The 17,215-nt window shown below is 59.1% G+C and carries 16 protein-coding genes; 1 reads left to right on the top strand and 15 read right to left on the bottom strand.

The genetic code is table 11. The features are described from left to right. Nucleotides 1–27: 27 nt before the first annotated feature. The 4 genes from AACX78_RS05225 to AACX78_RS05210 are packed head-to-tail and all read right to left on the bottom strand — an operon-like array spanning nucleotide 28 to nucleotide 4,389. Entirely contained in the window at nucleotides 28–2,127 is a 2,100-nt protein-coding gene (locus tag AACX78_RS05225) for a type IV pilus modification PilV family protein (protein WP_159165588.1), read from the bottom strand. A gap of 12 nt (nucleotides 2,128–2,139) precedes the next feature. Beyond that, nucleotides 2,140–3,237: a PilX N-terminal domain-containing pilus assembly protein gene (locus AACX78_RS05220; RefSeq protein WP_159165587.1), complete on the bottom strand. Its 1,098-nt coding sequence runs from the start codon at nucleotides 3,235–3,237 to the stop codon at nucleotides 2,140–2,142. 1 nt (nucleotide 3,238) lies between these two features. Then, nucleotides 3,239–3,862 (bottom strand): PilW family protein, encoded by a 624-nt coding sequence (locus AACX78_RS05215; RefSeq protein ID WP_159165586.1) that lies wholly within the window; start codon nucleotides 3,860–3,862, stop codon nucleotides 3,239–3,241. Next, entirely contained in the window at nucleotides 3,853–4,389 is a 537-nt protein-coding gene (locus tag AACX78_RS05210; protein ID WP_021138590.1) for a GspH/FimT family pseudopilin, read from the bottom strand. Before AACX78_RS05210 ends, AACX78_RS05215 begins: the two co-directional genes overlap by 10 nt. Before the next feature lie 93 nt (nucleotides 4,390–4,482). Between AACX78_RS05210 and AACX78_RS05205 the strand changes: the two genes are divergently transcribed. Further along, a complete protein-coding gene (locus tag AACX78_RS05205) occupies nucleotides 4,483–4,869 on the top strand; it encodes a type IV pilin protein (RefSeq protein WP_159165585.1) in 387 nt (128 codons plus the stop codon). A gap of 21 nt (nucleotides 4,870–4,890) precedes the next feature. On the opposite strand, the gene tppA is transcribed toward AACX78_RS05205, so the two are convergent. The 11 genes from tppA to ribF all read right to left on the bottom strand — a co-directional run bounded on the left by tppA (nucleotide 4,891) and on the right by ribF (nucleotide 17,138). After that, complete coding sequence (gene tppA, locus AACX78_RS05200) at nucleotides 4,891–5,292, bottom strand: type IVa pilus pseudopilin TppA (RefSeq protein WP_034523553.1); 402 nt, start codon at nucleotides 5,290–5,292, stop codon at nucleotides 4,891–4,893. An 8-nt stretch (nucleotides 5,293–5,300) separates the two neighbouring features. Beyond that, nucleotides 5,301–8,654, bottom strand: a complete 3,354-nt coding sequence (locus tag AACX78_RS05195) for a pilus assembly protein (RefSeq protein ID WP_159165584.1) — start codon at nucleotides 8,652–8,654, stop codon at nucleotides 5,301–5,303. 11 nt (nucleotides 8,655–8,665) lie between these two features. Beyond that, nucleotides 8,666–9,142 (bottom strand): pilus assembly PilX family protein, encoded by a 477-nt coding sequence (locus AACX78_RS05190; protein ID WP_111588082.1) that lies wholly within the window; start codon nucleotides 9,140–9,142, stop codon nucleotides 8,666–8,668. Nucleotides 9,143–9,153: 11 nt separating this feature from the next. Next, nucleotides 9,154–10,248 carry a PilW family protein gene (locus tag AACX78_RS05185; RefSeq protein WP_159165583.1) on the bottom strand — a complete coding sequence of 365 codons (1,095 nt, stop codon included), beginning with the start codon at nucleotides 10,246–10,248 and terminating at the stop codon, nucleotides 9,154–9,156. Continuing rightward, a complete protein-coding gene (pilV, locus tag AACX78_RS05180; protein ID WP_159165582.1) occupies nucleotides 10,245–10,658 on the bottom strand; it encodes a type IV pilus modification protein PilV in 414 nt (137 codons plus the stop codon). Before pilV ends, AACX78_RS05185 begins: the two co-directional genes overlap by 4 nt. Further along, nucleotides 10,655–11,158 (bottom strand): type IVa pilus pseudopilin TppE, encoded by a 504-nt coding sequence (gene tppE / locus AACX78_RS05175; protein ID WP_159165581.1) that lies wholly within the window; start codon nucleotides 11,156–11,158, stop codon nucleotides 10,655–10,657. Before tppE ends, pilV begins: the two co-directional genes overlap by 4 nt. A 260-nt stretch (nucleotides 11,159–11,418) precedes the next feature. Next, a complete protein-coding gene (ispH, locus tag AACX78_RS05170; RefSeq protein WP_059111730.1) occupies nucleotides 11,419–12,354 on the bottom strand; it encodes a 4-hydroxy-3-methylbut-2-enyl diphosphate reductase in 936 nt (311 codons plus the stop codon). Beyond that, nucleotides 12,354–12,806, bottom strand: a complete 453-nt coding sequence (gene fkpB, locus AACX78_RS05165) for an FKBP-type peptidyl-prolyl cis-trans isomerase (protein ID WP_159165580.1) — start codon at nucleotides 12,804–12,806, stop codon at nucleotides 12,354–12,356. Before fkpB ends, ispH begins: the two co-directional genes overlap by 1 nt. Next, complete coding sequence (gene lspA / locus AACX78_RS05160) at nucleotides 12,803–13,303, bottom strand: signal peptidase II (RefSeq protein WP_159165579.1); 501 nt, start codon at nucleotides 13,301–13,303, stop codon at nucleotides 12,803–12,805. Before lspA ends, fkpB begins: the two co-directional genes overlap by 4 nt. Beyond that, on the bottom strand, nucleotides 13,303–16,164 hold the full coding sequence (gene ileS / locus AACX78_RS05155) for an isoleucine--tRNA ligase (protein WP_159165578.1): 2,862 nt from the start codon (nucleotides 16,162–16,164) through the stop codon (nucleotides 13,303–13,305). The genes lspA and ileS overlap by 1 nt, the downstream gene beginning before the upstream one ends. After that, entirely contained in the window at nucleotides 16,164–17,138 is a 975-nt protein-coding gene (ribF, locus tag AACX78_RS05150) for a bifunctional riboflavin kinase/FAD synthetase (protein WP_059111817.1), read from the bottom strand. Before ribF ends, ileS begins: the two co-directional genes overlap by 1 nt. Nucleotides 17,139–17,215: the final 77 nt, after the last annotated feature.

Below are 17,215 nucleotides of genomic sequence, written 5' to 3'. Positions count from 1 at the left end.
GGCGCTGGCTGTGCCAGCGCCCAAGGCTCAAGGGGTGCAAGTCAGGTTGGCTGCGTTGGTGACGCCATTGTCCACCAGCAGGGAACAGGGCCCGCTCAACACCTGATTGCTGGGCTGTGGCGTCATCTGCACGCTGAAAGAGGGCGGCTGCAGCATATAGGTAGTACTGCCCTGATTGGTGTAGGAAAGATTGATGACCAGCGTCGAATTCTCTGGAGCCTCACACAGATAGGCTGCTGGCTGGTTATTGGCCTGCGGCTTGTCAACACGGCATGTCGCCCCCGAGTTGGGAGTGCTGATGCTCAGGTTGTTGAAGGCATTCTTGCCACACGCCTCTGGCGGTGGATTGTTGTTCCCCTTGCCCCGCTCAAGACACTGGATCCGCCCGCTGACCTTCATGGTCGGCGAGGCCTGCTGCTCGACATCAATCTTGACCTCCATGTCGGCACTGAGAGCCAATGACTGGTCCCGAGGCGAGATCAACGAGGCAGTGATGCCGGAGTTGCCCTGATAGGCAGTAACCCTGACGACCACGTCACGAAGGATCTGGCTGCTGTCTTTGGTCGACTTCTTTGCCGTCATATAACCACGGCTGTAACTGCCAAAATAGTAGTTGTTAAGATCGACAACGGTTTTTACCGCTTCATTGGTGACCACCGCATAATCGATGGCGCTGCCGGTCAGCAGGGTCAGCGGTCCCATGGTCCACTCTGCCAACATGGTCAGGTTGATATCCTGAAACGGCACCTTGGTCAGATAGTCCGTAACGCTGGTGTCGATGCCAACCAGATAGGCAGGGTCGAGCACGTCAACATAGATACCCCGTGCAATCAGCTGCGCCGTGCCGGTGCTGACTGTGATGCCTGTCGTGGTATCCCCCCCCGTCTCTGCATTTGAGGCCAGCCAGGCTGAAAAGTCGGTGATCGTAGGGAGCGTAGCGGAGGCGCCTTGCGTCCAGTTCAGGGTCGACTTCTGCCAATCTATGTAAGTCTTGACCACGTACTTGATATATTTCTGATAGCTGGCCTGATTGGCCGGTTTGGCCAAAAAATCGGCCGTTGTCACCACTACCTTGACCAGATTCCAGTCAGGCAACGGCCGATAATAACCATCCAGTCTGACGAAACGGCAAGCATCCACATATTTACCGCTGGTCGCTGTGCTCAAGGTGCTGTTGTAGCGCACCCTGCTGGTATTGAGTTGCGCATAGAAATTGCCGAAACTCGACCCGCTGCCATCAAAGTGATCCTTGCAGCAACTGGCGCAAAGCGTCGGCTGATTCTTAACACTGCTATCGAGCGTACCGCTCTGCTTGATCTGTATTGCACCGACTTTCCAGAACAACTGATTGCTTGCCGAACTGTAGGCCTGACCGGGCAGATAAGCAGCCAGGCTGCCCCCATACTGGCATGAGCAAGAGACCGAAGCCATATCCTGCAACACCTGTTGGGTATTGCCCCCTGTATCAGGCTTGTAGGTTACTGTCTCGAACTGAACAAGTTTCCCTACTTGACCATCATTGGAAGTCACTGTGGGGAGCGGCTTGCTGGTCTCCTGCTTGTTACCATCTCCCAGCTCAACCGAGATGACGTCCGGCGCGATCCCTGGTGTATAGTTGACCTTGGGTCCTTGCCTGGCAGTGTTCAAGCCGCCGTTCAGCTGATCTGTGCTCAAGGACTCTATCGGCGAGATATTACCGATGAGCTGCAGCGTATGGGATTGCCCTTCGCTATCCGACCAACCTACATTGACTGTCACCGCCTTTCGCCCCGGATAGCTGAGGCGATAACCGGCTGGCGCGGCGCCTTGCCAAGTTGAGCCATTCAGGTACTGACTGGTCACGGTCCAGGCCAGAGAATAGGGCTCCCCCGACAGAGTAACAGCGGCACTGGCCGAGGTTATCTGGTTGTAAGCAGTGAGGGGAGCCGTCGCCGTCATCACACCATTGAAGTTGCGGAACTCATCGAGTTTTGACTCCGCCAACCGCATCGCCGTCTCGTAACGACGACCATCCTGAGACACCTTCAGTGCCGATTTCGACATGCTAACCAGGCCGACAATCCCAACACCCAAGACCACCAAGGTGATCAGTATCTCCAGCAGGCCAAATCCTTTTTGCCTATTCATGATCATTTTCCTCTACCAGTCCCGCCAGCTGCCGGGAACCTGATTGACTATCTGGAAAGAGGCTCCGTTCGAAATATTACTCAGTACGCTAGCATCAAACTTCGCATCATAAGTGCCATTAGAGTTACCCAACTGATAATTGGATACCATGGCACCATGTACTATGGCCCCCCCGGTCAGCTTCACATCCGTGCCAGCCGCGGCCGGGTTGGACGAGTAGGCAAAGACCAGACCGTACAATACGGTGTTGCCATTTACCGCCAGATTGCCGTTGCGCACGATCAGGATCACGGGGGCAGCCTCGGAGCCGACGTTGGCTGAAGGCTTGCAGTCGCCATCCACTATGATGAGCCCGGTAGAGGCAGGGCCGAGGGAGCTGCAATCGGTCAACCGCTGGGTGGCCCTGGCCTCCAGATTGATCCACCCTGCAGCATCATCCTTTTCATTGAACAGATACCAGACCAGATCGGTCGGAAAGGCGGCATCGTTGTCCTTGATGTCTGACTGCTTGTCACCTTTCTGGCTGATATTGGCCGAACAGCCACCGCTGTAATCCCCCTGATGACAAGTTTGCCCCGTACCCGTAATGAGGTCGACGTTGCCACTGGTCCAGACCGACAGGGGTACCCCCAACCCACCACCATTAGGGTTGGCCACTATGGTGAAATTGCCTCCCACTGCCATGCCGCCGGCAACGGTCAAGGGGGCCGCAGGCGACCCAGCCAACACGCTGAAGCGAACTACCTTGGTCTCTACTGCTGCCTGCGCCTGATCATTGCTCAGCGTCGCCTGGGAGCGCACCCGGATCGGGGTCACCACCACGGACCCTACGGTAATGGCTGTGTCATCCACAGACGAGAGCGTGTAACTGCCCGTGGTCAACGTGGTCGTCGCCAAACTGGTGCGCCAACCCGGATCTAGCGTCAACCGCCCCAATCCATCCGCCATGCCCTGCTCTGCCATCGCCATGGCTTGACGATAGAGCACCTCATTGAGGGTCACGCGGCGATCGGCCACCAGCATCTTGCCGACCAGCAGTGAGATACCCAACAAGATCAGCACCAGCAGCAACGTGATGGTGAAGGTGGTAAAACCCGACTGGCGACTCATATCAGTACCCATCATTACGCAGTTTGATGTCCCGCTGCAGATTCAGGGTCAGTGCGGGCGCAGACTTGAAGCGACCGTTCATCACCAACTGCAGTGCCCGCGCCCCGCTGACCTGGCTGCTCGGCAGCAATCTGAGGGTCATGGCGGTTATCTCTATGGTGTCATCGGTAGAAACAAGGCTTCCGTTGCCACATGTCGTCGTGCCAGCCCCCTGCTTGATCCCCTTGTCAGCACTGCTGTAGCTGTAGATCCGGGCGTCATCCGTGTTCAGTACACCGTTCTCATCATTGTCATAGCGGACCCTGATACAGGTGTAGAGGCCGGAACCCGTCGCCGTTTCACTCATCAGATCCGTTGCCGCATCAAAGTAGAAACTGGAGCGGCTGCCGGATGCTGCGGCAAGAAATTGAGTCGCATTAGTGTCATATCCGGTTCGCTGGATATCGCGCGCTATCATGTCCGTCAGCAGCTGGATCTCCTGATTCAGGCGACTGGTCTGCATGGCGGTATGATTGGCCTTGAGGATGGTGGCAAACAGCGAGGTGACGGCCGCGACCAGCAGCAGCCCGGCCACCATGGCGACCATCAGTTCGACCAGGTTGAAGCCATGGGCCCTCAATCGCATGCCACCTCCCCGACCAGGCTGCTGACGGCACAGGTGCGTACCCGTCCGAGGTTGTTGGTCACCACCTTCATGCTGGCAACGGATGAAGCAACCGTGATGCTGCCGCTGGGCAGGGTGCCGCGACGGGGAGAAAACGTGATGGGTCGCACCTGGTTCGATGATTCGGTATAGGTCGCAGTCAGGACAATCCCCGGGAACTCGCTGGCATCAGCCCCCTTGCGACCCTCGATACTGGAGCAAGCATCGCCGCAACTGCCGCAAGTCCCGTCGATACTGATGCGATAGCACCAGTTGTTGGTACCACTGTTGAACAGGATCATCTGCAAGTTGCGATTGCGCTTGAGTGCTTCGGACTTGAGCAGCATCACGTCCGTATAGACGGCCTGAGTCGCCGCCTTGACCATCTGGTCCTGGCGCAATGACTGATAACTGGGGATGGCAACGGTCAACAGCAGGGCGACCAGGGCCAGGGCAACCATCAGTTCGATCAGGGTAAAACCGGCGGATCTGCCCTCTGTGCATTCCATTAGCTCAAGACTCCTTTCTTTTTGCTCATGCCAGTAGAGCGTACTGTGAGTACTATCCTATAGTATCAACCTGTTTCACGAACCATGCCGTCCATGAGAATCAAACAATCAGGTATCACACTGCTGGAGTTGATGGTCGTGATCGCCATTGTCGCCATCATTGCCTCTGTCGCCTACCCCAGCTTCACCGATGGGTTGCGCAAATCCCGCCGGGCAGAAGCCTTCAAGGGATTGCTCAGCATGCAGCTCAAGCAAGAGGAGTTTCGGGTCTCCAACACCAGCTACAGCGCCACCCCCTCCCAGGTGGGCAACCCTGCCAGCGATTACTACACCTTCAGCATTTCAGGGGCGACCGCAACCACCTATACCCTGATCGCCACCACCAAAGGGGCTCAGGTCGGGGACAAGGCCGGCAGCACCGCCTGCGATACCCTGACACTCAACAAGGCCGACACCAAGACCCCTGCCGATTGCTGGTAACAGGCGACCGGTATCGACGTCCTACCAGCACTCCGCCGCCGTCATGGTGGCACCAGATACCCCCTGCTGCCCGCCCTGATCCAGGGTCAGCAGGCCGCAGGGGTCACCATTCATGGCTCCGGTTGGAATTGCCGTCAGTGTATAACGCCCCCCGCTGGCATTGAGCGCCAGGTTGTAATAAGCCCCGCCCCCCTCCTTTGGCAGGGTCGCCAGTCCGGCAGAGGCCAGATTCCCGCCATCATAGTTGCCCTCCGCGGTAAACTGCCGCTCCAGATATTGCGCGGCCTCCAGCAGGGCCGCCTTGGCTTCGGCCCGTTTGGCCGAGGCGATGTAGTTGTTGTAACTGGGGTAGGCGATCACGGTCAGGATGGCCATCACGGCCACCGCAATCATCAACTCCATCAGGGAAAATCCACGTTCCATGCCAGCCTCTAGTCCAGTTGCAACCAGGATTGACGACCACCCAGATCGCCCGCCCCCTCTTCCAGCGTGACCGATATGTTGCCACTGGACCCGCTGATGTATTTACGCTCCATGTCCGCATCCTCCACCACGCTCGGGGTCGTGGTGAGTTCGTCAAATTGCTTGCCACTGACCGGCACCTTGACGTCATTGCCGGCATCATCCTTGATTCCCACATAGTCATCATCGTTGACGGCACCGTCACCATTGACGTCAAACACCGAATAGGTCAAACGGGCCCCCGACACGGGATCCAGCTCCATCAACCAGGAACGGCCACCGAAGTCACACGCATCTGCCGAGGGGATCAGGGTGTTGAAGATCAGCCGCTTGTTCCGAGACAGCATCTCTGATACGGCGCGCTCCCCTACCCCCTTGCTCAGCCCGGGTGACTTCAAGATCAGGTACCACCCCTTCTGGCTGGTGTAGTTAACCGCCTTGCTGGACACCACCCGCACGTTGAACTTGATGGAGGTGCCATTGGCCGGATACTCGTGGGTGATGCTCTGTTGCAACAACTGGCTGCTGCTCACCCCTGCCCCCGTGTCCCAGATGCCATAGACGGCCTCCAGCCTCGGAGTTGCAGGCAACAGCTTGTCATCGTTGGTGAAATAGCTCCCCGTCCCCATCAGCACCATGATGCCCCCCTTGGGATGGCGGATCGCCAATGGCCGCATGGTGATGGGTTGGCGCGTACTGGCCGAGCAGGTGCCATTGCAGGCCTGGAACAGCGGCTTTGGCTTGTTGCCGGTCTTGAAAGCACTGCCCCACTGGGCGCTGTTGTTGTCCGTCAGATCGAACTTCCACAGGTTACCCTGCAGATCACCGGCATACACATAGTCAGCCACCCGATCACCATCCTCATCCACCGGCAAGGGGGAGGAGAGACCATTGGGCTCACTGGCAGACCCCACCTGGGTATCCAGCTCCCTGATCACGGCGCCGGTTGCCAGATCCAGCACAAACAGACGCGCCGTCTGGCTGGTACTGTTGTAGCCATTGGCCACCAGCGCCACCCACTTGCTGCCGGACTTGACCCTGACCAGGGTCGGCGCCGCCAGTGCAACCCCCATCTCGGTGTTGGTGAACTCCCACAGCATCTTGTCGGCGCTGAAATTGTCCGGCGCCGTCACGTCTATGGCAAATACCGCCTTGCCACCGGCCCCCGTCGACCCCAGCAGAACCGTCTTCCAGCTACTGCCCAGGTAGGCATCGCCGACCTTGGGCGTCCCATCCACATAGTAGCGATGGCTGTAATCAGGCTTGGTCAACAGGCTCAGTTCCCCCAGCAGGCTAGCGGGAATGTATGCCAGCTTCTCGACCCCGTTGGCGACGCGAAACCCATGCAACATGCCATCATTGGCCCCCACATAGAGCATGGGTGTACGGCGACTGATCGCCGGCGAGCCGAGGAATGTCTGGTAGCTGTCACGCTCTGTCTGGTTCAGCCCGGTAGCACTGGCATAGCCGTAATCCCGGACGCCGACATAGACGGGATCCGAGTTGATGATGTCCCCCAGCAGATCGCTGCGACTGCGAAACAGGCCGCCATTGCTCTGTTCACGGCTACGATCACCGCGCAGATAGGCGACCCGGCTCTCCCCCTGGTTGTCACCGGAAATGTTGAACAGGGCACGGTTGGTGTTATCAAGATCGGCCCAGGTAAAAGGGATGCCGACCCCGTTTTGCCGGGTGAAAATAGTGCGGGCCGAATGAGCCGGGATCAGGGTCGCCGCATCCCAGGCCATAGTGCCCAGTGAGCCATCGCTGTTGAGCGGAATGGAAACCAGTTGTCCCGACCAGTCCCCGCTGTTGTAACGTGCCTGATAAATGTGGGTATTGCTGTCCAGCCGAGTCGCGTTGGCGGTCACCGAACTGGCGGAGCTGTTGCGGGCCGCGATCTGGGCCAGGGTACTGCTCAGGGCGGAGGCAAAGGTATCCGGGTCGGCAGCACTGAAGAAGCTGCCCTTGCTGTTGAGCGCCGCATGCCAGAGATCATCGATCTTATACTCCGGAATGTAGGTCGGGTTTTTGTACTCCTTGTCATCCGGATCATGGGGATTGGGCCAGCTGCTCGGGGTGCCGCTGGCCGGATTGAGTGAGCCATTCACCCCCAGCCCGACGGTAAAATTGACCAGATGCTGCCAGTTGGCAGGATCCACGGTGCTAGTTGGTACCTTGTCGGCCAGGTCGGTACGCAGATCCGTCTTCCAATACCGGTAGGCTACGTCGGCCAGGGTATTGCTGTAACCGTCCTTGTCCTGATCCCCCACCGAAGGGGTGTCTCCGTTCCAGTAGCCGTCCGTCATCAGGATGTTGTAACTCTGGCGGCAGGTGAGGTGCGGCAGTGTGCTGCCCGCACTGGCGGCCCAAGGGCCTTTGTTGTCGGTACGGGAGAAGTACTCCCCCACATCCTTCAGACTGGTGCGCAGCGGTGTGCCGGACGCCGGAATGTCGCGGCTGTAGAGGTCGCTGAAAAATGCACTGCGATCGGTACCGGAGAAGGGGGCCACACCACGGATCACGCTGCCACTAGCGTTGATGGTGGCAAAGCCGACCCGAATGGCCTGCCCCTGACTGGCAAAGGCCCGCCCAACCCCGGCCCGGGCCGCCAGGATCCTGGAGCGGTAGTAGGTATACCAGTTGGCGAAGTTCTGGATCTCCTCGTCATAGGTGCAGACGGGTGCACTCTTGCAGTCGCTACGGTTGGGGCGTCCACCATAGGTGCTGCCCGACTTGATCTCGACCCTGGTGTAGCTACCCACCTTCTTCACATCGCCACTGCCCTTGTAGGCAAAGTAGACAGCGGGCCAGAACGTCTCGTCATCGTTGTAGTCGCTGGAGGAGAATCCGGTGTAGTAACGCAGCGATCTCGATCGGTTGTTCTTGGTCAGGTCACGGCAACCGGCTGCCGTATTGAAGGGATTGTGCGGCGCACAGCTGATGCTGGCATTCGCCATCAGGGTGCCATCCGCCTTGGCCCAGGGGCGGTAGCTCTGCAGCGGGTTGTAGTAGAGCTTGTTGTTGTTGCTCGAGCGGGTATAGGCGTTGCGGTTGTTGTTGCTGGTGAAGGTGACGGTCCGGTTGTCATAGTCCTCGCTGCCATACACGTTGTCGACGCGGGGATAGACGTAGCGGGCACTGTTCTCGATCAGTCCCTCCGGCATCAGCTCGAAGTGCATGGAGCCGGAGTCATCGAGGCTGAACATGATGTTGGGCTCAGCCCGGGTGCCGAGATAGAGGGGAACCTGGGCAATATCGAGCGCGGCCTGCACCGACGAGCAGAGCAGCAGGACCGAGAGTCCGTAGCCAGATGTGCGCATGGGTTGCCCTCCTAGCGGCTGTAGGTCGATTGCAACAGCACCCGGCTCTCATCCGAGAGACCGAATCCCCTTGCCGTGATGCGATAGAGGCGACGCTCGCCTATGGGTTCGTCGACCGCCAGACTCTCGTTGCCAGCCTGGGTGTAGGGCAGTCGCTCGATGAAGTACTCGGGGGCGCGCCCCGCCAGACCGCTGTTGGCATAGGTACGCCAGGCCGTGGACACAGACGTGGGATCCACCGCCACGGTGACGAACTCGTACAAACCGGCGCTGTTGTCATAGGGACCTGAATTACCGGCTTCCAGATAGCGTTCGGCGGCACGCAAGCCGGCCTCCGCCGCCTGCAACGCCTGCTGCGATTCCTTCTGGTTGCCCGCCATCTTCTCCTGCAACAGTGCGCCCTGCATGCTGGCCATCGCCAGCAGGCTCACCATGGCCAGAAAAATCAGGCTGATCGCCAGTGCCATTCCCTGTTGTCTAGGCATCATGGGTTCCATCCTCATGGCAGCCGGTTGCGCAGGGCGACCGTGGTCTCGGCTACCCAGTACCAGTGATTGTCGCCCGCCTGGAAGGTCGAGCCCGCGAAGCTCAAGGCCTGGGGCGCGGAGACCAGATTGCCCTGAGCGCTGCGCATCAAGAGCTGGACACCAATCCCCAGCACGTTGTCCCAGTTCGGATTGCTGGCGGCGCTCACGTAACGATCCGCCGCCCGATCCCGGTTCTGATCCTCGCCGAAGGTCAGCTGAATATCGGCCACTCCTTCGACCAGCGGCATGCCGGCGGCGAGACCACTCTTGCGATAGAGGGCGTAGGGGGCGGTGGTCGAAGCCCGGGCAATGTAGTAGAGCCGGGTCTCCATCCGGCTCAGTATCGAACCGGCACCAAAGCGTTCCTCAACCGGGCTGCTGGCCCCCCCCCAGGAGCTGACAGCATTCCCGGGAACAAACTTGTTGTCATTGGAGTGACCTATGTTGACCTCGGTCCCCGCCCCCACCACCTGAGTTTGGGTGATCTGGAATATCCGGGCCTTCTGACAATCGGATACCATGACGATGTCCCCCTCGCACAGGTCGCTGTAACCCTGCTTGCCGGTGCCGCAGTAGTTCGCCTTGCTGGAGATCTGCTGCACGAACAGCTGGGCAGCGCTGTTATTGCGAGTCACCGGCACCCCGGCCCCGGTCGGTCCCTGGATCAACAAGACGTCACTACCCGATCTGGGCTTGGGCTCGGCCGCGGTGAACAGGGCCGACAAGGCAGCGGGCAGAGTGGCAGTGACATTGTCATAGCCACGCAGATAGACGGTGAAGTTGTAGGGTAGTGCAGCCCCGCCGGTGAGGGTATTGGTGATGTTGACCCCCTGCTTGCTCAAACACCCCTGATAGCCCACCATTCGCAGCTCTTTTTGCAGCAAGTTGACGGCAAACCGGCTGTCTTCCTGCACCCGGGCGATGGCCTCGCCTATCAGATAGGTCTTATGGTTGCCGAGAAAGACCTGAATGATGATACCCACCGTCAGCAGAGACAGCACTAGGGCTATCATGACCTCCACCAGACCGACCCCGCCCTGCCGTCGCAGTGACTGCCGCCCGCTCATAGATCCGTCCTCAGTGTCATGCTGCGCAACGAAGGCTCGGTCGCCAGCCGGCTTGCATCCCACTGAATAGTGATGGTGGCCTGCCCCGCGCTGATCACAATGGCACCATCGCCGCTCGGCAGACCGGTCAGCGCCTGTTTCCAGTACTGCAGATCCAACATGGCCATCGAGCTGCCGGAGACGGCCTCCCCCAGCCCCACGTTGTACTGGCCGAGCAGGGCCGCGCTGCGGTTGGCTCGCATCATGTCGGTGATCATGTCGGCGTATTGGGTCGCCTCGGTACGGGTCAGCGCCGACTGGTTGCTCTTGAGCGCCTGCAGTTGCAGGGTCGCCATGCCGAGGATACCAACCGACAGTACCAGCACGGAGATCAGAATTTCGAGCAGTGACAGCCCTCGTTGACGCTTCATATGCAGCTGGTCTCCTGGATGGAGGGACGGCCGGCGGGAGTGATCATGATGTCCCGTGCCGGCTCGGCGGCGCAGTCAGGTGGTTGCAGGGAAAACACCTGCGTCGCCTGCTGGCGGCCATCGAGAAAGCCGTTACCACTGAAACGCAAGAGCGAAGTATTGCTGATCAGAGTGCCTGACCCCATGTCGGGGAAGAGGCGCAGCAGCTCACCGTTATCCAGGGTGCCATTGCCGTTGCTATCGACCCAGATCTGCCAGCCCGACTCCCAATGATGCTGGGTTAGGTTGCTGGCTGAGGCGGAAAGGGTCACCGTCGTATTGCGGCGAATGGCTTCGGAGCGGGCAAGGTTGATGGCGGCCACGAAATTGTTGGCCTGGGTGGTCAGCGTGATGTTGCGCAATACCGCACTTAGAGAAGGGATTCCCAGGGTCAGCAGGATCGATACGATCGCTATGGTGACCATCAGCTCGATAAGACTAAAACCTGAACGCAAAAACATCCTGTTTCGCTCTGATTTTGTTGGGGGCTTGTCTGCTTATCCGTGTGCCATCAAGTCAGATGATAAGATCATCAGCAGTCTAGACTGCGGCTCTTCGCTTGCAATTCAATCTACTCAAATCTTGGACATACATCATCAATTTTCGCTGGGTTCCTGCGGCCCCCGGGTAAACAAGATTCATAAGAATCGTGCATAAAAAAGCCACCTCGCAGGAGGTGGCTCGGGGACTCATCATCTCATCCCGACCAACAGGATGCGGATCAAAGGATCCGCAGCTCCGGCGGCACTTCAAACACCACGTTCTCTTCACGACCCGGGTGCTCGACGACCATATTGCCACCCAGCTCGCGCAGGCGGGCGATGACGTTCTGCACCAGCACGTCCGGCGCGGAGGCTCCCGCAGTGACGCCGATCGCCTTGACGCCCTCCAGCCAGCCGGTTTCGATCATGGAAGCATCGTCGATAAGATAGGCTTTGCTGCCCACCTTCTCGGCCAGCTCGCGCAGGCGGTTGGAGTTGGAAGAGTTGCGTGACCCGACCACCAGCATGACGTCTACCAGTCCAGCCATCTCCCGCACCGCATCCTGGCGGTTCTGGGTGGCGTAGCAGATGTCGTCCTTGCGTGGCCCCTGGATCTTGGGGAACTGCTTGCGCAGGGCGTCGATCACATCCGAGGTCTCATCGACACTCAGGGTGGTCTGGGTGACGAAGCAGAGATCATCCGGATTCTTCACCTTGAGCCTGGCCACATCGTCAGGCGTTTCCACCAGATACATGCCACCTTCGCGGTTTTCGTACTGGCCCATGGTGCCGATCACCTCCGGGTGACCCGCGTGACCAATGAGCACGGCTTCGGAGCCCTTGCGGCTGGCACGATGGACTTCCATGTGTACCTTGGTCACCAGCGGACAGGTGGCATCGAACACCTTGAGGGCACGGGACTTGGCCATTTCGCGCACCGTCTTGGCCACGCCGTGGGCGGAGAAGATGACGATACTGTCATCCGGCACCTCGTCCAGCTCCTCGACGAACACGGCCCCCGCCTCTTTCAGCTTGTTCACCACATAACGGTTGTGTACCACTTCATGGCGGACATAGATGGGTGCACCGAACTTCTCAAGCGCGCTCTCGACAATGCTGATGGCGCGATCAACACCGGCACAAAAGCCACGAGGATTAGCCAGTAGTATATCCATCAGATCACCTTTTCCTCGTCATCAACGCCCAGGATCTCCACCTCGAAGGTGACGGTATGGCCGGCCAGGGGGTGGTTGAAATCGACCGTCACCGACATGCCTTCCACCGCCCGTATGATACCGGGCAGTTCGCTGCCATTGGGTTGGTCGAACAGAATGATGGTGCCAATCTTGGGCTCCACATCGGCGCCGAACTTGGCTCTGTCCAGATGATAGATGTTGTCGGGATTGGAGAGACCAAACGCCTGCTCAGGGGTCAGCGTGAAGCTCTTGCTCTCACCTGCACACAGCCCCAGCAGACACTGCTCGAAGCTGGCTGTCAGGCTGCCATCTCCCATCCGCAGGCGTGCCGGTTTGCCTTGCAGCGCAGTGCTGTCAGCAACTGAACCATCTTCCAGCTTGATGGCAAAGTGGAACAGCACACGGCTGTCAGCGGCTATCTGCTGGCTCATGGCGCCTCCTTCTTCTTTTCGGAGCGGAAGCCTTCCAGCACTATCATGACTGCACCGATGAAGATGAAGCTGTCGGCCAGGTTGAACGCCGGCCAATGGGAACGCTGCCAGTAGAAATCGAGGAAATCGACCACATGGCCCAGTACCAGTCGATCAAACACGTTGCCAAGGGCACCGCCGATGATGAGCGAATAGGCGATACCGCTCCAGCGTTGGGTGACGGATTGCTTGCGCAACCAGTGGATCAGCAAACCACAGATGGCAAACGCCAGCACGGCGAAGAACCAACGCTGCCAGCCACCTTGATCGGCCAGGAAGCTGAATGCCGCCCCCTTGTTGTAAACGTGGACCAGATTGAAAAAGGGGGTGATCTCCACCCCCGGGTAGCCAAATGGCAGCATCTTGACCACAGCGAGCTTGCTCACCTGGTCCAGTACGAATGCCAGCACCGCCAGCCACAGCCAACGCAGGCCGCTTTTATGTTGAGTCATGTTCATCAGGCAAATTGACGTGTTTCGCCGTCACCCTCGACGTTGGTGACGCAGCGGCCACAGATCTCTTCGTGACCGGCAATGGTGCCAACGTCTTCCACATGATGCCAGCAGCGGTCGCACTTGGCGGCGGCGGACTGGGCCACGCTCAGCCAGAGGTCAGCACGCTCCGTCGCAACGGAACCTTCCGGTGCGGTGTCAGCAGTGACGACCTTGGCCTTGGAGGTGAGCAGCACGAAGCGCAGCTCATCGGCCAGGGCATTCAGGCGCTCAGCCAACTCCGGCTTGGCGAACAGGGTCAGTTCGGCCTGCAGGGAGCCGCCGATGCGTTTCTCGCCCCGGGCCGCTTCCAGCGCCTTGTTCACTTCCCCGCGCACTGTGAGGATCTCGGCCCAGAAGGCATCGTCCATCTGCTCGCCGGCATCCAGCCCGAACAGGCCGTCATACCACTCCTCGGTGAACACGAACTCGCTGCGCTCGCCGGGCAGCAGGGCCCAGATTTCATCCGCGGTAAAGCTCATGATGGGTGCCATCCAGCGCACCATGGCCTGGGCGATGTGATAGAGCGCAGTCTGGCAGGAACGACGAGCCAGGCTGTCTGCCTTGGCGGTGTACTGCCTGTCTTTGATGACATCCAGATAGAATGAACCCATCTCGATGGAGCAGAACTGCATCAGCTTCTGGGTCACGCCGTGGAAGTTGTACTCTTCAAAGGCCGTCACTATCTCGGCTTGCGCTGCCTTGGCACGACCCACTGCCCAGCGATCTACCACCACCATGTCGGCGGCAGCCACCATGTCGGTTGCTGGATTGAAACCATTCAGGTTGGCCAGCAGGAAGCGGGCTGTGTTGCGAATGCGGCGATAAGCATCGGCAGAGCGCTTGAGGATCTCGTCGGAGACCGTCATCTCGCCGGTGTAATCGGTACTGGCGACCCACAGACGCAGTATGTCGGCTCCCAGCTTGTTCATCACATCCTGCGGGCTGACTACGTTGCCGATGGACTTGGACATCTTGCGACCCTGACCATCCACGGTAAAGCCGTGAGTCAGCACCTGGTTGTAGGGAGCCTTGTCTTTCATGGCCACGCCGATCATGAGCGACGACATGAACCAGCCGCGGTGCTGGTCGGAGCCTTCCAGATAGAGATCGGCGGAATGACCGTTGAACTCGGGACGAGAATCTACCACTGAGGAGTGGGTCGAGCCTGAGTCAAACCAGACGTCCAGGGTGTCGGGCACCTTGTCGTACATGTCTGCGTCGCTGCCCAGCAGCTCGGCCTTGTCCAGATCCCACCAGGCCTGGATGCCGGACTGCTCGACACGCTTGGCGACTTCGTGCATCAGGCGCACGGATTCCGGGTGAAGTTGCTGGGTCTCCTTGTGAACGAACAGGGAGATTGGCACACCCCAGGTACGCTGACGAGAGATGCACCAGTCAGGACGGTTCTCGACCATGGCCTGAATGCGGTTCTTGCCCCAGGCAGGTACCCAGCCGCTCTGTCCGTGCTGGGTGATCCCGTCTTTCTCGATGCGCTCTATCTCTTCCAGCGCGCGCTGACGCAGACCCTTCTGCTCCATGCTGATGAACCACTGCGGGGTGGCACGGAAGATGATAGGAGTCTTGTGACGCCAGCAGTGCGGGTAGGAGTGGTTGAACACCATGTGATGCAGCAAGGCGCCGCGCTCGGTCAACACCTCAACCACGGCCGCATTGGCCTTGAACACGTGCTGGCCGGCAAACAGTTCGGTATCCGGCAGGTAAACGCCGTTGCTGCCAACCGGATTGGCCACTTCCAGACCGTACTTCTGACCGACCACAAAGTCTTCCTGACCATGGCCAGGGGCGGTGTGAACGGCGCCGGTACCGGCATCAAGGGTGACGTGATCACCCAGTACCACAGGCACATCGAAGCTATAGAAGGGGTGGTTGAAGCGCAGCAGCTCGAGCGCGGCACCCTTGGTGTAACCCAGATTGTGGAACTTCTCGATACCGGCCCTGTCCATCACATCCTTGACCAGCTCGGCGGCCAGGATCAGGCGCTCGGGGTGCTCACCTTCGACTTGCACCAGGGCATAGTCCAGATCGGCGTGCATGGCGATGGCGCGGTTGGCCGGCAGAGTCCAGGGAGTCGTGGTCCAGATCACCGCAGAGATCGGGCCCTTGCCAAGGTGGCCTTCAGGACAATCAAACTTGGCGGCCACGGTCGCCTCGTCAACGGCCTTGAAGCGCACGTCGATGGAGGGGGAGTTCTTGTCGTAGTACTCCACTTCCGCTTCTGCCAGCGCAGAACCGCAATCGGTACACCAGTGCACCGGCTTGGAGCCTTTGTGCAGGTGGCCATTTTCAACGATCTTGGCCATGGAACGGATGATGTTGGCTTCGGTGCCAAAGTCCATGGTCAGGTAGGGGTGTTCCCAGTCACCCAACACACCCAGACGGATGAAGTCGGTCTTCTGCGCTTCGATCTGGGTTTTGGCATATTTGCGACACTCGGCGCGGAACTCGGCAGCGGAGACTTTCTCACCCGGCTTGCCAACCATGCCTTCCACTTTCAGCTCTATGGGCAGACCGTGACAATCCCAGCCAGGCACATAGGGAGAATCGAAGCCGGAGAGGCCCTTGGACTTGATGATGACGTCTTTGAGGATCTTGTTGACCGAGTGACCGATGTGAATGCTGCCGTTCGCGTAGGGGGGGCCATCATGCAGAATGAAAGAAGGCTTGCCCGCTTTGGCGCGGCGAATGGCGCCGTAAAGATCCTGATCGTACCAACGTTTCAGCATGTTGGGTTCGCGTTTGGCCAGATCGCCACGCATCGGAAACTCGGTTTCCGGAAGATTCAGGGTGTGTTTATAGTCGCTCATCAGTCCTGGGTTCCCTTCTTTTCTAAAAGAGTGCTGGGTAAATTGAGTAGTGGCAGCCCGAACCAGGCTCGGGCCGCCAAGGCATCTCGTTCGATCTGCTCTTTCAAGGCGGTGAAAGAGGCAAACTTCTGCTCTTCGCGCAGCTTGTGGCGAAGCAGCACCTTGACCTGCTGACCATATAGATCACCAGAAAAATCAAATAGATGTACTTCCAATCTGGCTTGTGTGCCATTCACTGTCGGCCGTACACCCACATTGGCTACGCCGGGGAAGGTCTTGCCGGAACATAACACTTCCACTGCGAACACGCCACCGACCGGGATGACCTGGCGCTTGAGTGCCAGATTGGCGGTGGGAAAACCTATGGTGCGGCCCAGCTTGTCACCGTGGGCCACCCGACCGCTGATGGTATAAGGGCGGCCGAGCATCATCTCCACCTCCGCCATCCGGCCCGCTTTCAGGGCCTCGCGTACGAGTGTGCTGCTGACTCGCTGCCGTTCGAGCTGGAAGCTCTGGGTACTGATCACCTCGAAACCGAAGCGATGGCCCGCCTCCTCCAGCAGGTGGAAGTCCCCTTCCCGCCCCTTGCCGAAGCGAAAATCATCGCCGACCACCAGATAACGCACCCCCAGTTTTTCGACCAGCAACTGCTCGATGAAGCTGTTGGGGGACTGCTCGGCGAAACGATGGTTGAAGCGCACGCAGAGCATGCGGTCGATCTGCATGCTCTTGAGCGCTTCGTATTTCTCCCGCAGCCGGCTGAGGCGAGCAGGCGCAGCCGATCCGGCAAACAGTTCCAGTGGCTGGGGCTCGAACAGCATGACGCAGGCTGGCAACTCCAGTTGAACGGCTTTTTCCTGCAAGCGCGCCAACACGGCATGATGACCCTGATGGACCCCATCAAAGTTGCCTATGGTCAATACACATCCCCGGTGACGGGGCTTGATATTGTGAATACCGCGGATAAGCTCCATCAGTGCCTTGTGCGTTGCTGCCATGGAAATCGGCGGATTATATATCAGCCAGCTGGCAGGGTCAGCCCTCATGGCCC

It is taken from the genome of Aeromonas sp. 9A (assembly GCF_963900955.1).
Taxonomy (GTDB): Bacteria; Pseudomonadota; Gammaproteobacteria; order Enterobacterales; family Aeromonadaceae; genus Aeromonas; species Aeromonas salmonicida.
This window is presented reverse-complemented; position numbering and strand designations above follow the sequence as displayed.